The sequence below is a fragment of the Bacteroides sp. MSSM.1001136sp1_RTP21357st2_D2_RTP21359_211015 genome, from assembly GCF_040913205.1.
Lineage (GTDB): Bacteria > Bacteroidota > Bacteroidia > Bacteroidales > Bacteroidaceae > Bacteroides > Bacteroides ovatus.
Genome location: NZ_JBDFVF010000002.1, coordinates 1 through 13,960, shown reverse-complemented (window position 1 = coordinate 13,960; position 13,960 = coordinate 1). Strand labels below are relative to the sequence as shown.

Below are 13,960 nucleotides of genomic sequence, written 5' to 3'. Positions count from 1 at the left end.
GGTTCTTTCTTTATACGTTTATTTTGTTGCAGCCTGTGGCGCGAGGGCTTTGGCTACATTCAGCATTTCTTCTTCCCAGTCGTAACTTAGCGGATTGATAGGGATCACTTTCGTTCCGGTTTGCTGCGCGATGGTTTCCGCATTGCGTTTGTCAAATTCCGGTTGAACAAAGATTACACGTACATCTTCTGCCTGACACAGGTCTATCAAGGCTTTCAGATGGGCGGGAGAAGGTTCTTTGCCCCCTTCTTCGATGGAAATCTGATGCAATCCGTAGTCGCGGGCGAAGTAGGAGAGAGCCGGATGATAAATCATGAAGGCTTTGGCTGCTTCGGGAGCGGAGAGTTGACGGCGAATCAGGCTGTCGGTGTGCTGGATACGCTGGCAGAGCGAATCGTAGCGGTTTCTATAGTATACCTCATTTGCCTTATCCAGTTGGCTAAGGGCTTTGTAGGTGTTTCCTGCAATGATTAAAGCATTACCGGTAGAATTCCATACGTGCGGCTCTACGGCGTGGATATGCCCGTCGTTACTGTTATGTCCGTGGGCATGGTCGTGGTCATCATTGTTGAGTATGAGGTCGATTCCTTTGGAGGTGTCGAACACTTGGATATGGGGGGTATTGTTCATCAAACGATCCATCCAGGTCTGTTCGAAGCCGATGTATCCGATGCGGAAATAGGCTTTGCTGTCTCCCAGAGACACAAGTTGTTGGGGGACAGGATCATAGGTTTCCGGGCTGGAACCTTTTGGGACCATGCTGACTACTTTAAATTTATCTCCGGCAATAGCTTCCGTGAAATAACGTTGCGGTTCCAGGGTGACGGTAATCACCGGTTTTGCTTCGTCATCGTTGCTTGCTTGGGAAGAGCGTCCTGTGCAGGCTGCCATTAGGAGGCAGGCACTAAGGAGGAAAAGGGTTCTCATATCTTTTAGTTGTTTTTTCATGACTTCTTCTATTTCGGGGTTTCTTTCTTATCTTGTTTCTATTCTTATTTTCGGGCCCGTAATATTTCCCGTTTACCACCCGGAGGTCCGGGCAGGCGTTCTACTGTGAATCCGGCTGTCTGTAACATCCGGCGGACGACACCTTTGGCGCAGTAAGTGGTCAGGATGCCGTCTCTATCTAATAAAACGTAGAGGCGGTTGAATAGTTCTTGCGACCACATTTCCGGTTGCTTTTCCGGTGCAAAGGCATCGAAGTAAATGAGGTTAAATGAAAGATTCAGGGCAGGTGATTCGGCGTTGGTTACGCTATCATTGATATTGCTCATTGTTCGTTCTCTGTTCTCAACCCATTTGTTTACGTCTGTCTCTACTTTCCGTAGGGTGAAGTGTGGAGTGAGTTGCACGTCTTTCTCCCAAGGTGATGTATGAAGTTGCTTAAACAATTCGATAGCCGGTTGCTGCCGGGCGGTCGTCGTTAATTGCTCATCATTGGAGATATATCCTAATTGCTCTATCGTCTGCCATTCCAGTGGATAGAGTTCCAATCCTGTATAGAGTATATTCCGTCTGCTTCTTTCTGCTTCTTCAAGGGTGAGCCAGGCGTTTAGCCCTGTCCCGAAGCCGATCTCAAGAATACGCGGAGTAGTGGCGGAAGAGGCTTTAAGTCCCATATCGATGAAAATATGTTGAGACTCCGTGCGTGCCCCTTTCGTTGAATGATAATGTTCATTCAATTCCGGAACAAACAGGGTAGCGCTCCCGTCGTCGGTTTTCTCAATAATCCTTTCCATCATACAATCTCTAATGCTTACTGTCTAACGTCTAATACTTTTTACCTGATATTTAAAATCCTTACCCTGCTATAGCGTCCCAGGCACTTTCGAGTGCATACAGGAGAAGAATATAACGTATCAGTTTGCCGACAAACATGGAAACTATGGTGAGCCATGTGTTGCTTCGCATAAATCCCAGTGCAATGGCTATCACTTCCCCAATAGCGGGAAGAAAGGTGAAGAAGGCCATCAATGCTCCTTTTCCTTGCAGGAATTTCACCATTTTGTCTACTTTCTCTTTCTTTACCTTGAAATATTTCTCGATCCAACTGATTTTGCCCAGACGTCCCATGTAGTAGCAAGTCATTCCGCCTACTGTGTTGCCCAGAGTGGCGGAGATCAGACAGGCTATCGGGGGCAGACCGAGTTTCACCAGTGCCACCAGTACCAGTTCGGAACTGAAAGGCACGATGCTCCCAGCCAGTAAAGCCGAGATGAATAATCCCGGGAGTCCCCATTCTATGAGGAGTTGTATCGTTGAATCTATAAAAGCGTCCATATATTAAAAGCGAATAAGAGGATGAGACCGACCAATGAAATGATGAAAAACACATTCGAACTTTTACTATTGGTCAGTACAAAGAAATGTCCGATCAGGATGCTGTTGCTTATGATAAGCAAAGGCAATAGGGCACTGCAATATATCGGTTGCAGGGCAATCAGCAGGAACAGGAAAATCGTCAGGTCTATCAGGAATTGGAGATAGGCGCGTGTGCGTATCTTATCCTCAAATCCGGCGGCGATGCAATGGACGGCACTGACGATGAACATCACCAACAGATAGCCGAGTATTGCCAGTTCCCAAGGCTGGAGGATTTGCAGGTTGAAGAATTCCCCGATAGTTAGTAGCTGATTGAAAGGGCGATAGAACAACTCCATCTCGTTGTAGAAGAAGGCGTGTCCGAACAGCATCCAGTATGGCAGCATCCATCCGAGCAGCGCACCGCAGAAACTACGCGGAGTGAGCGACTGGAAACGGTAGGCTTCGAGCAACCAAAGCACCGAGAGGATGGTGAACTGTGGGAACAGAATACTTCCCGCTCCGATAAAGAAGAAGGAGTAGAATAAATAACCCGCAGCTTGAGTTTGCTGATAGCTTTTAAACAGAAAATAAATGGAAATGAGAAAGCCCAGGGCAACAATATCTCCTGTATATAGGTAATGCATTTTCGGGCAGACGGTGACCAGCAGGAAATAGATAGCTGTCTGCATGGAAGCCCTCATACGGATAATGCTGAACTGATTGTTCAGCTCTATCAGAAAGTAACCGATGGTTGCATAAATCAGGAAGCTGACAATCCGGTCTGCCCACCCCGGAAGCAGAAAATCGCGGGCGGGTTGCCAGGCAGAAGGGCTGCCTTCGAGTACGGTTGAGGCTATGGAACCGGGAAATAAAAAGTAAGTCAACACCCAGCACAGGGCGCAGATAAAGATAACGGCAGGCAGGGTCCACCGTCCTGCCGTCACTTGACTTTGTAGTCTTTTATTTCTCATGAGTTTATTACTTGTTATCTCTTGATACTATAGGTACATTCGGTTGATATTCCGGATATTAATATCCTGCATGCTTGATGTTAACAACCATCCTGTCAGCTGTTAATACCTGATTCCTCAAGTATTAACAATTGTCGTCTAAACTATTAATACTTGATAACTCAACTATTAATGCTTGACAAGTCATGGTGTTCAACGCTATGCGGAATAGGGCTACTTGCGTGCGAAACTTGAATTACAAATCGAATCCGATATCGCGGCGGAAATACTTCTTGTCGAAGTCGATCATGTCTGCCACTTTGTAGCTCTGTGCCAGTGCCTCTTCTTTCGTTGCACCGTAAGAGCAAACGGCAATCACACGTCCTCCGTTCGTCACTACTTGTCCGTCTTTCATGGCTGTTCCGGCATGGAAAATGATGCTGTCGGTAGCGGCAGCCTGTTCCAGTCCGCTGATAGGGAATCCTTTTTCGTAGGCTTCGGGATAACCGCCGCTGACAAGGATGACACAGCCGGCTGAACGTGGGTCCATCACCAGTGTTTTTTCGTTCAGGTTGCCTGCGGCAGTACCTTCAAGCAGTTCTACGAAGTCGCTCTGGATACGGAGCATCACGCTTTCTGTTTCCGGGTCGCCCATGCGGACGTTGTATTCGATCACCATCGGTTCACCTTTCACCTTGATAAGACCGAGGAAGATGAAGCCTTTGTAAGTGATGTTTTCTTCTTTCAGGCCGTTGATGGTCGGTTCGATGATGCGTGTGCGTACTTTCTCCATAAATACTTCATCGGCAAACGGAACGGGGGTTACGCTACCCATACCGCCTGTATTTAGTCCTTTATCGCCTTCACCGATGCGTTTGTAGTCTTTGGCTACGGGGAGGACTTTATAGTGTTCTCCGTCTGTCAGTACGAATACAGAGCACTCGATACCGCTTAGGAACTCTTCGATTACAACGGTTGCCGATGCAGAGCCGAACATGCCACCCAGCATTTCTTTCAGTTCTACTTTAGCTTCGTCCAGTGTAGGGAGGATAAGTACTCCTTTTCCGGCACAAAGACCATCAGCCTTCAATACGTATGGAGCTTCCAGCGTTTCGAGGAAAGCGAGACCTTCTTCGAGGTTTGCGGAAGTGATGCTTTTGTAGCGGGCTGTCGGGATGTTGTGGCGCATCATGAAGCCTTTGGCAAACTCCTTGCTTCCTTCCAGTTCTGCTCCTTGAGCCGAAGGACCGATAACGGCAATATGCTTTAGCTCCGGACGGTTCTGGAAGTAGTCGTAAATTCCTTCTACCAACGGATCTTCGGGGCCTACTACTACCATTTGAATGTTCTCTTTCAGAGCGAAAGCGCTGATGGCTTCAAAATCGGTTGCTTTGATGTTGACATTCTCGCCTACGGCAGTTGTTCCGGCATTTCCCGGAGCAATGTACAGTTTTTCAACTTTCGGACTTTGGGCAATTTTCCATGCCAGTGCATGTTCGCGGCCGCCCGAGCCAAGTAATAATATCTTCATCTTTGTGCTATTATAAGTTATACTGTTATATATGATTCGTATAGATGCGGTGGACTTCACAGGTTTTATAAGTTCTGCTCAAAGTACCGGGTGATTTTCTCGTGCAGATGTACACGGTCGCGGCCTGCTACGTTGTGCTTGTGGCACGGGTAGATAAACAGGTCGGGATAAGTGCGGGCATCTACACAGGCTTTCATGAACGACAGGGTGTGTTGTGGCACGCAGGTGTCGTCGTGGTCGTCGTGAATAATCAATAGGTGACCTTTCAGTTGGTCGGCAAGGTTTTTCAGATTACATTCTTTGTAGCCTTCCGGATTGCTTTCCGGTGTGTCCATATAGCGTTCGCCGTACATTATTTCATAGTAACCCCAGTCGATTACCGGACCTCCGGCAACGCCTACTTTGAATATCTCCGGGTAACGGAGCATCAGGGCGGTAGTCATGTGACCTCCAAAACTCCATCCGTGTACGCCGATGCGCTCGCTGTCTACGTAGGGGAGGGATTTCAGGAATTCAACGCCTTTTACCTGGTCTTTGCCTTCTTCGATGCCGAGACGGCGGAAGGTGGCATTTTCAAATGTTAGTCCGCGGTTGCTGCTACCGCGATTGTCGATGGTGAACATGATATAGCCTTTGCTTGCCATGTATGTGTCCCATCCGCGTGCGCCGTTCTGCCATCCTCCGGTGACGCATTGCGCGTGAGGGCCTCCGTAGACATATACGATTACGGGATATTTCTTAGCCGGATCGAAGTTTGCCGGCTTCATCAGGCGGTAATGCAGGTCGGTAGTGCCGTCTGCCGCTTTGATTGTTCCGGTTTCGATGCTTGGCATCTGGTATCCGTCGTAAGGATTTTCGGCTGTCAGCAAGTTGGCTGTTTCTTTGAAGTTTTTGGTGTCTACCAGGTTGATGACGCGGGGTTGGTCTTTGGTGGAATAACGGTCGATAAGGTATGTGCCAGAGGCGCTAAGTGTTCCGCTATGTTCGCTTTCCTTGCAGTTCTCAAACGGCTGGCTTATCTTTCCATTACTTACGTTTACTGCAAAATGGCCGCTTCTCAAGCCTTCTACGGCAGTGAAGATGACCTCTTTACGCTTTGTGTTGAATCCTAGGATTTCGCTGACCAGCCAGTTGCCTTTGGTTAGCTGTTTTACTTTACCGGCCTGGAAATAACTACCGCCGTTGGCACTATTATAGGTTTCACCTTTCATGTTTGCTGCATTTGTCTCAAAGAGATAAAGGTGATTGTAGCCGTCACGCTGACTTTGATAGATGAACTTGGTAGGGTCCCACGGCAAAAATACGATGGGGTTTTGCGGTTCAACGTATTTAGGGTGCATTTCTTCATAGAGAACTCCCATGGGTTCTCCTGTCTCTGCGTTGTACTGGCAGAGTTTGGCATGATTCTGGTCGCGGTTTACTTCGATCAGGTAGAGGCTCTTTTCATCCGGTGCCCAGCTGATGTTAGTGAAATAACGGTCTGTCGGATCGCCTGCATTCAGATAAATGCTTTTACCGGTAGCAGGGTTGTAAATGCCTACTTTTACCTGATGGCTCGTCATTCCTGCCATCGGATAGCGTACGTTATTTACTTCGCCTACACGTGCAGTGATGTCTACAAGCGGGTATTGTGTCACCATGCTTTCATCCATACGGTAGAAAGCGAGCAGGTTGCCTTTCGGACTCCAGAAAGTTCCTTTGTTGATACCGAATTCATTGCGGTGCACTGTTTGTCCGCAAACGATGCCTTCGGGTTCATTGGTTACTGCTTTCTCATTCACATATAGATTGTTATCTATCGTGTAAGCCACATTTCCACTGGCTGCGCAATAGTCTTCATTATTTGCCCCGTCCTTTGGTTTGAAAGTGCTGATAACCTGATTGTTCTTGAAATCATATACAATGAACTTTCCTGCTATCGTGAATAGCATTTGTGCCTTGTCTGTCCATGGAAAACGGACGGAATACAGGTGTGATAATTTTCCTGCCTTGTTTTCTTCAAGCACTTTGTTGATTTGCTCGCGAGTGATAACCATTGTTTCTTTCCCGGTTTTGGGTTGAATTGAATAAAGGGTATCTACTCCTGGCTTGATACATTCGTCGCCCCACCATTGCAGCCCGTACAGGTTTTCTGCATAGCGGTAACTCTCGCCGCCCGGAATCAGTTCTTCCAGCGTCGGTTTTTTGGTTTCTTGTGCCATAACATTGAATCCGATTGGTAGTGCCAACAATAACAGAATGGCTCTTTTTCCAATTTTACTCATTGCTCTTTTCTTTATTATTTGTTTTTAAATCCTTCTATTTTTACTCTGTCCAAAGGAGTCTGTCTTGATTGGATAATTGCACTTATTTTAGCAAAGGCATTAAATAGGTCGTCAAATTGTTTTTCGTAACTTTCCCTATCAGAAGTAATATCTTCTTCGAGATATTCGATGCGTTGTTTTAATTCTTCCAACTCCTTTTTAGGTATATTGGATAGAAGATATTGGCGCATACGTACAAAAGCACGGATAATATTGATATTTACTTCCACAGCGGTCTTGGACTTGAGGACGCTGGATAACATAACTATACCATATTCAGTAAATGCAAACGGAAGATATTTGATGTTATATCCTTGTCCTGTTTTCAAGGTCGCAATTTGCGACCTTGAAATTGCAACTTCTTCTTTTGTTAGCTCGAACATGAATTCAGCAGGAAAGCGTTCAATATTACGACGTACTTGTTCCTTGAGGCGTTTAGTTTCAACTCCATACATTTCTGCCAAATCAAAGTCAAGCATAACTTTTTGCCCTCTGATTTCGTATATTTTGTTTTCTATAATAGCTATATCATCCATTTTTTTGTTTAGACAGGTTCCAATTTGTGACTGAACATTAGAACTATGATGTAAACTTGAAGTTCCAATTTGGAACTTCAAGTTTTTAATTAATTATTAACTAGTGAATTACAGGGTGAATAAGTTGTTGGGATTATAACCGTTTATTCCTCTTCCTTCTTCGGAATCCTCGGCTCCCGGTTTCCCCTAAATTCTCTTGGCCCTCTTGAATCTCTTCCTCCGCGGAATTCTCCCCGTGGTTTTCTATCTCTTTCATCGCCACCTTTGAAGTCGCCACCTTCTCTGCGTGGCTTGTATTCTCCCTCTCTGCGAGGTCTGGATTCGCCGTCCCGACGCGGCTTGAACTCACCTTCGCGGCGTGGCTTAAATTCTTTTCTTTCTCTGAATCTTGGAGCTTGTTCTCCTTCACCCTCTTTCTTCTCTTCGCCCTCTTCCTGGCTCTTGAACTCTTTATATTTTCCGTCAAAAATCTCATATTTGCGGAATTCACACTCCAACGGTCCATTGAACAAAGGAACCTTCTGGCTTGCCTTCAAGCCAATCTGGTCGAAACACTCTTCCCGATAAGAAAGCACCCATGCTTCGTTTCCTACAAATGCATGTTTCAGACGTTCGCCGATCATCTGGTAAAGACCGAGCAAATCATTCGTAGAGATACGTTCCCCATAAGGAGGATTGGTGATGATGATTGATTTCTCTTTCGGCTGTTCGAACTGCTGGAACGGTTGCAATTTTAGCACGATATCTTTCGATACACCGGCAGCTTTTATATTGTGAGTTGCAATCTCATTCGCTTTCGGATTGTTGTCATACCCATAAATCTTATGAGTAAACTCACGCTCCTGACTGTCGTCATTGTAAATCTCATCAAACATATCCGCATCGAAATCCACCCATTTCTCGAAAGCAAACCCTTTACGGAATACTCCCGGAGCGATATTCTTAGCAATCAGTGCGGCTTCTACAGGGATAGTACCCGAACCACACATCGGATCGATCAGATCACATTCTCCACGCCATCCGGTCATTAAAATCATGCCGGCAGCCAATACCTCATTCAACGGAGCTTCTACCGCTTCCTGGCGATAACCGCGACGGTGAAGTGATTCTCCGGACGAGTCCAACGACAAGGTACAGGTAGTCTGTGCAATATGAATGTTCAGAAGTACATCCGGGTTGTTGATGCGTACCGACGGACGTTTACCCGTTTTCTCGCGGAAGTAGTCCACAATCGCATCTTTCACCTTGTACGAAACGAATTTCGAATGGCGGAACTCCTCACTGAATACTACTGCATCGATAGCAAATGTTTTGTTCACATCGAGATATTCTTCCCATGGAATAGCCTGTATTTGATTGTAAACCTCGTCAGCATCTTTGGCCGTAAAGTTCTTGATGGGTTTCAGGATACGGATGGCGGTACGTAGACAGAAATTAGCCTTGTACATCATACGTTTATCTCCTGTAAATGAAACCATACGACGTCCTATTTGAATGTCGTTGGCTCCTAATGCTGTCAGTTCTTCTGCAAGTATCTCTTCCAGTCCCTGGAAAGTCTTGGCTATCATCTCGAATTGTTCGCTCATATAGATTCTTTTGATTTTATTTTTTTGCTTTAGTTTGTACGATTCTTGCTCCTGCGGGCACGTTTTCCGTTACCCAGATATTACCGCCTACGGTTGCATCACGCCCGATGGTGATTCTTCCCAGAATAGTGGCGTTGGAATAAACAATTACATTGTCTTCCAGGATCGGATGGCGGGGGATTCCCTTGATAGGTTTTCCGTCGGCATCCAGCGGGAAACTCTTGGCTCCCAGCGTGACACCCTGATATAGTTTGACGTTGTTTCCGATGATACTCGTGGCGCCGATTACGACACCCGTACCATGGTCGATGGTGAAGTGAGTGCCAATCTTTGCGGCCGGATGGATATCAATTCCCGTTTCGCTATGCGCCATCTCCGTGATGATACGGGGAATCAGAGGAACACCCAGTTCCAGCAATTCATGCGCGATACGGTAATTGCTGATCGCTTTAATGGCCGGATAACAGAATATGACCTCTCCATAGCTTTCGGCAGCCGGGTCACCGTTGTAGGCGGCTTCCACATCCGTTGCCAGTATCCTCCTCATGGCGGGTAACTTACTGATGAATTTAGCAGCAAGACGTGCAGCTTCTTCTCGTTTGGAGTCGGAGCAGACGTTGCATTTCCCCTCTATGGAAGTGCTAAAACATAATCCGGCCAAGATTTGCTCACAAAGTAAATCAAACAATTTTTCAATGTTTACACCGATGTGATAATTGATAGTCCGGCTGTTAATAGTAGAATTTCCGTAATATCCGGGGAAAAGAATGGAGCGTGAAAGCTCAATAATTTCATACAAGACTTTTGCAGAGGGCAGTGGTTCGCCATCTTTGTGCTGATGAAACAGTCCTTTATAAGATTCGCTTTCCGATAGCTCATCGACTGCCTGTGTCAAAATGTGGGTGAAGTTCAGTGGACTCATTAGGTCAGTTGCTCATATTTATATGGGCACAAAGGTATTAAAAAAATAATAAAATTCGCTGGGATTCAGGATAAATAATGTATTTTTGTCACATTCAAAACATGACATGAATAAGGGGACTGATGAATCAGAAGACTGCTATGAAACTATTTGGACTGTTGGGGCTGTTGATGTTGTTGAGTTGCGGATATGCTGATAGACACCGCAATAGCTCTTCATGCGAACAGGCGTTGGTTGATTCTCTGGAAGTTCGTGTACAGGATTCTTTGTTTTCCAATGTGCATTATTCCCGCTCACAACTGCTTGAGGCACTGACGCAGACACAAGATTCCCTGGTTTATTATCGTCTGCTCGCCCTTTACGGGAAAACATTTTTTGTCTCTTCCGATTTTGATTCTATACTCTATTACAACCGCCGGGTAAAAGAATTTTCCCGCAATGCTTCCCAATCTTCTGAATCTCTCCAGTCTCCACGATGGAATGATGTATTGTCCGATGTCTATAATATCGAAGGCAACGTATGGATGCAACTGAACCGCCCTGATTCTGCAATTATCGACTATAAGAAAGCCTATGGATATCGCCTGAAAGGAAAAAAACTACACCTGCTTCCGGATATTTGTATCAATATAGCTGATGCCTATCTGCATCGCAGTGACTTGGCGCACACTGCTTCGTATTACCGGCGCGCCCTGTTTCTCTGTGATTCTTTGAACTTGTCCGAGCACACGAAATTTCCTGTCTACTACGGATTGGGGCAGACTTACATGGAACTGCGCGATTTCGATTTATCCAATCATTACTATGAATTGGCCGGGCAGTTCTTCGATGAAATGAACGTGAGCGAGCAATGGACCTATCTCAACAATCGCGGCAACCATTATTATTACCGGAAAAACTATCAGGAGGCTTTGAAATATATGCGCAGGGCCAATGCACTCGTATCTTCTTATCCGCAGATGGTGTTTGAACAGAACTTTATCAAAGTAAACCTGGGAGAATTGTACTTGCTGACTGACAAACTGGACTCCGCACAGATCTGCCTGGACGAAAGTTATCGTTTCTTCTCCGATATACAGCATAACTCGGCTGTTCATTACATTGAAACCCAGATGATTGAACTGGCATTGAAGAAAGGTAATATAGCCCAAGCGAAGACTATGATCGCCCGGACTGCTCCTGTGGGGCATCTTGACGCCAATATGTTGACTATACGCAATCAGTATCTGCAACATTATTTTGAGCATACCGGTGATTACCGCCGTGCCTATGAATACCTGAAACGTGATTGCCATCTGGACGATTCCATCCGGAGCGAACGGATACAGATGCGTGTTGCCGAATTGGATATGCGTTATCGGCAGGATACGATAGTGCTTCGTAAGGAAATGAAGATTCAGCGACAGGCGGCAGAGATGAGAGTGCTCAAGTTGAGCGTATCTATCTGGGTACTTGTCTGCGTGTTGCTTGTGGCAGGGGTAGTGATAGTTGTCTGGTATATGCGTAAAAAGAGGGAGTTTCTTCGCCAGCGTTTCTTCCAGCAAATCAACCGTGTCCGCATGGAGAATTTGAGAAGCCGGATTTCTCCTCATTTTACTTTTAATGTACTGGGACGTGAGATCAATCAGTTTAACGGCTCGGAAGAGGTGAAACATAATCTGATGGAACTGGTGAAATATCTCCGTCGTAGCCTCGAACTTACCGAGAAATTGAGCGTATCTTTGCAAGACGAACTGGATTTCGTCCGTACATACATCGAACTGGAACGTGGACGTGTCGGAGAAGATTTTGTCGCAACAATCACGGTGGAGGACGGTTTAGATGCAACCCGCATCATGATTCCATCTATGATTGTGCAAATTCCGGTGGAGAATGCTATTAAACATGGACTGGCGGGAAAGGACGGAAAAAAGGAGCTAATGGTATATGTTTCCCGTGAAACAAATGGGATTCGCATAACGGTTACCGACAACGGACGCGGGTATCTCCCGCAGGTAGTTTCCGCCACACGGGGTACTGGTACAGGATTGAAAGTGTTGTATCAGACCATTCAATTACTGAATACAAAGAACAAGAGTGATAAAATACGTTTTAATATAACCAACAGAAGCGATGGACAAACCGGTACGGAAGTGTCGGTATATATCCCGTTTCGTTTTTCTTATGATTTATGATGGAGACAGAAGAAAAGTATAAGGTAGTCATCGTTGACGATGAACGTACAGCGATTGATGCTTTGCGCCGAGAGTTGGAGCCCTATCGTGAATTTGAAGTAAAAGGAATCGCAGGGAATGGTGCAAAAGGTAAAAAGATGATTATGGAGTTGCATCCGGACTTATTGTTTCTTGATGTGGAACTTCCGGATACGTTGGGACTCAATCTATTAAGTGAAATCAGGGAGGATATTTTGTGGGATATGAAGGTTGTGTTTTACACCTCTTATGACAAATACTTGCTTCAGGCGTTGCGTGAGTCGGCTTTCGACTTCCTGCTGAAGCCTTTTGAAGCAGAAGACCTGAAAGTAATTATGGACCGTTACCGGAAGGCTATGAGCTCTACTTCGCTTCCTCTTTTGCCTTCTTTTGCTTCTTCTATTAGTGCATTGATGCCCCAGCAAGGCATGTTTATGATTAGTACAGTGACAGGCTTCAAACTCTTGCGACTGGAAGAAATCGGCTTTTTTGAATATCTGAAAGACAAACGTCAATGGCAGGTGGTCTTGTTTAATCAAACTTGTCTGAATTTGAAGCGAAATACAAAAGCAGAAGATATTATCAGTTATTCACAAGCTTTTGTACAGATTAGCCAATCTGCTATTGTAAATGTTAATTATCTGGCAATGATTGATGGTAAATGCTGTCAACTTTATCCGCCTTTTCACGATAAGAACGATTTGATTATTTCCCGAAGTTATCTAAAAGAACTGCAAGAGCGTTTCTTTGTTTTGTAATGTAGACTTCATATTATGAAATACGCCACTTCTTCAGCAGAAGCGGCGTATCCTTTTGTTAGAATATTAGAATGAGAGAGAGTTTATGTTACATATTTGTATTATCCATCGTAACGGTCATTTCGGGTACCAGTACGTAGGCTTGTTTTTTAGCGTTCCATTTATAATAATTCGTAGTAACGGTCTTGCCTTCATAAGTGTAATTGATGCGTAGGTCTTTTTCCCATGCGTCCTTGCTATTGTTCCATTTCAAGGCCTCGCTTTCAATCATACGTTTGTTGTCATCGTACTTGTAGTTGTACTTCATGTAGTTGGCAAGTGTATTTCCGTCCATTTTGTAAACGGTTTGTCCCACTGTCATGCCATTCTCTTCGATTGGATTATAAATCAATTGATTATCGTAGCTACGTGCAGAAGTAGCAAGCGATACAACAAGAAGAGCTGCAGATAAAACGAACATTTTTAAAGATACTTTTGCTTTCATGGCTATTTAAGTTTTTGGGTTATACTTTCATTTGTCTACCAAATACATTGGTTTTATGCTGCAAATCTACATATTAATTTGGTATTTGTGCATTTTAGAAGATAAAAGATTGTCAAAATGTCAAGAGTGGAGGTGGGTGATAACTAGCTTTTTGCCAATATTGGTGACAAAAAAATATCCGGCAGTCAATCTGCCGGATATAGAATGAATCACTTCGTCGAAAAAGGAATCTTTTTTCTAGCTTTCTGGATACAGAGTTAAATAATGTTATTACCCAGACTTGCCTCCATTTTGTAAGCGGAGGTCCCTGATAAGGTCAGGGAAAACGCATTATACTCTTTCCTTAATCTTTTATACATTTATCTTACACCAATATTGTCTTTTCATCTTATTA

12 protein-coding genes are annotated in these 13,960 nt (G+C 44.9%); 2 read left to right on the top strand and 10 right to left on the bottom strand.

Annotation, left to right across the window (positions count from 1 at the left end; all coding sequences use genetic code 11):
* Positions 1-18: 18 nt before the first annotated feature.
* The 9 genes from AB5217_RS02095 to AB5217_RS02055 all read right to left on the bottom strand — a co-directional run bounded on the left by AB5217_RS02095 (position 19) and on the right by AB5217_RS02055 (position 10,132).
* Positions 19-948, bottom strand: coding sequence for a metal ABC transporter solute-binding protein, Zn/Mn family (locus AB5217_RS02095; protein ID WP_004324204.1), 930 nt, complete (start codon positions 946-948; stop codon positions 19-21).
* Between the two features lie 44 nt (positions 949-992).
* The gene (gene mnmD / locus AB5217_RS02090) at positions 993-1,739 is read right to left on the bottom strand and encodes a tRNA (5-methylaminomethyl-2-thiouridine)(34)-methyltransferase MnmD (protein ID WP_032842846.1); all 747 of its coding nucleotides are present in this window, start codon (positions 1,737-1,739) and stop codon (positions 993-995) included.
* 61 nt (positions 1,740-1,800) lie between these two features.
* On the bottom strand, positions 1,801-2,280 hold the full coding sequence (locus AB5217_RS02085) for a YqaA family protein (RefSeq protein WP_004296698.1): 480 nt from the start codon (positions 2,278-2,280) through the stop codon (positions 1,801-1,803).
* Positions 2,265-3,275, bottom strand: a complete 1,011-nt coding sequence (locus AB5217_RS02080) for a hypothetical protein (protein WP_004296699.1) — start codon at positions 3,273-3,275, stop codon at positions 2,265-2,267. The genes AB5217_RS02085 and AB5217_RS02080 overlap by 16 nt, the downstream gene beginning before the upstream one ends.
* A 235-nt stretch (positions 3,276-3,510) precedes the next feature.
* Entirely contained in the window at positions 3,511-4,785 is a 1,275-nt protein-coding gene (gene purD, locus AB5217_RS02075; RefSeq protein ID WP_004296700.1) for a phosphoribosylamine--glycine ligase, read from the bottom strand.
* Between the two features lie 65 nt (positions 4,786-4,850).
* Positions 4,851-7,049, bottom strand: coding sequence for a S9 family peptidase (locus tag AB5217_RS02070; protein WP_032842841.1), 2,199 nt, complete (start codon positions 7,047-7,049; stop codon positions 4,851-4,853).
* Between the two features lie 14 nt (positions 7,050-7,063).
* Positions 7,064-7,624 carry an ORF6N domain-containing protein gene (locus AB5217_RS02065; protein WP_004296702.1) on the bottom strand — a complete coding sequence of 187 codons (561 nt, stop codon included), beginning with the start codon at positions 7,622-7,624 and terminating at the stop codon, positions 7,064-7,066.
* Positions 7,625-7,767: 143 nt separating this feature from the next.
* Entirely contained in the window at positions 7,768-9,210 is a 1,443-nt protein-coding gene (locus AB5217_RS02060) for a class I SAM-dependent RNA methyltransferase (RefSeq protein ID WP_004324207.1), read from the bottom strand.
* Positions 9,211-9,226: 16 nt separating this feature from the next.
* Complete coding sequence (locus tag AB5217_RS02055; RefSeq protein WP_004296704.1) at positions 9,227-10,132, bottom strand: serine O-acetyltransferase; 906 nt, start codon at positions 10,130-10,132, stop codon at positions 9,227-9,229.
* A gap of 122 nt (positions 10,133-10,254) precedes the next feature.
* Here AB5217_RS02055 and AB5217_RS02050 point away from each other — a divergent pair, with 122 nt between their 5' ends.
* Both AB5217_RS02050 and AB5217_RS02045 read left to right on the top strand, forming a co-directional pair.
* Positions 10,255-12,306 (top strand): histidine kinase, encoded by a 2,052-nt coding sequence (locus AB5217_RS02050; protein ID WP_022199986.1) that lies wholly within the window; start codon positions 10,255-10,257, stop codon positions 12,304-12,306.
* Complete coding sequence (locus AB5217_RS02045; RefSeq protein ID WP_004324209.1) at positions 12,303-13,082, top strand: LytR/AlgR family response regulator transcription factor; 780 nt, start codon at positions 12,303-12,305, stop codon at positions 13,080-13,082. Before AB5217_RS02050 ends, AB5217_RS02045 begins: the two co-directional genes overlap by 4 nt.
* A gap of 88 nt (positions 13,083-13,170) precedes the next feature.
* Here the strand turns inward: AB5217_RS02045 and AB5217_RS02040 are convergent, their stop codons facing one another.
* On the bottom strand, positions 13,171-13,566 hold the full coding sequence (locus AB5217_RS02040; protein ID WP_004296707.1) for a DUF3836 domain-containing protein: 396 nt from the start codon (positions 13,564-13,566) through the stop codon (positions 13,171-13,173).
* Positions 13,567-13,960: the final 394 nt, after the last annotated feature.

Coding starts and splice junctions, on each gene's coding strand:
- purD (WP_004296700.1), bottom strand. CDS start 4,785: ATGAAGATATTATTACTTGGCTCGGGCGGCCGCGAACATGCACTGGCA.
- AB5217_RS02095 (WP_004324204.1), bottom strand. CDS start 948: ATGAAAAAACAACTAAAAGATATGAGAACCCTTTTCCTCCTTAGTGCC.
- AB5217_RS02050 (WP_022199986.1), top strand. CDS start 10,255: ATGAATCAGAAGACTGCTATGAAACTATTTGGACTGTTGGGGCTGTTG.
- AB5217_RS02070 (WP_032842841.1), bottom strand. CDS start 7,049: ATGAGTAAAATTGGAAAAAGAGCCATTCTGTTATTGTTGGCACTACCA.
- AB5217_RS02080 (WP_004296699.1), bottom strand. CDS start 3,275: ATGAGAAATAAAAGACTACAAAGTCAAGTGACGGCAGGACGGTGGACC.
- AB5217_RS02040 (WP_004296707.1), bottom strand. CDS start 13,566: ATGAAAGCAAAAGTATCTTTAAAAATGTTCGTTTTATCTGCAGCTCTT.
- AB5217_RS02055 (WP_004296704.1), bottom strand. CDS start 10,132: ATGAGTCCACTGAACTTCACCCACATTTTGACACAGGCAGTCGATGAG.
- AB5217_RS02085 (WP_004296698.1), bottom strand. CDS start 2,280: ATGGACGCTTTTATAGATTCAACGATACAACTCCTCATAGAATGGGGA.
- mnmD (WP_032842846.1), bottom strand. CDS start 1,739: ATGGAAAGGATTATTGAGAAAACCGACGACGGGAGCGCTACCCTGTTT.
- AB5217_RS02065 (WP_004296702.1), bottom strand. CDS start 7,624: ATGGATGATATAGCTATTATAGAAAACAAAATATACGAAATCAGAGGG.
- AB5217_RS02045 (WP_004324209.1), top strand. CDS start 12,303: ATGATGGAGACAGAAGAAAAGTATAAGGTAGTCATCGTTGACGATGAA.
- AB5217_RS02060 (WP_004324207.1), bottom strand. CDS start 9,210: ATGAGCGAACAATTCGAGATGATAGCCAAGACTTTCCAGGGACTGGAA.